At 65.7% G+C, this 268-nt stretch carries 1 protein-coding gene; it reads left to right on the top strand.

The features are described from left to right. A partial coding sequence (locus MN204_RS20750; protein WP_249872946.1) for a fructose-bisphosphatase class II occupies positions 1–268 on the top strand: 268 nt, incomplete at both ends.

The following is a 268-nucleotide window of genomic DNA, read 5'->3' as shown; positions in this document are numbered from 1 at the left end:
CGTGTTTGCCATTCCCGACGGCGATGTCGCCGCCTCGATCCTCACCTGCATGCCCGACAGCGAAGTGGATGTGCTCTACGGGATTGGCGGCGCGCCGGAAGGCGTGGTGTCGGCGGCGGTGATCCGCGCGCTGGATGGCGATATGCAGGGCCGCCTGCTGGCGCGTCACCAGGTAAAAGGCGACAGCGAAGAGAACCACCGTATCGGCGAGCAGGAGCTGAAACGCTGCCGCGGTATGGGCATTGAAGCGGGCAATGTGCTGCGCCTC

Source organism: Oceanobacillus saliphilus (assembly GCF_023522835.1).
Taxonomy (GTDB): domain Bacteria; phylum Bacillota; class Bacilli; order Bacillales; family Amphibacillaceae; genus Oceanobacillus; species Oceanobacillus saliphilus.
This window is presented reverse-complemented; position numbering and strand designations above follow the sequence as displayed.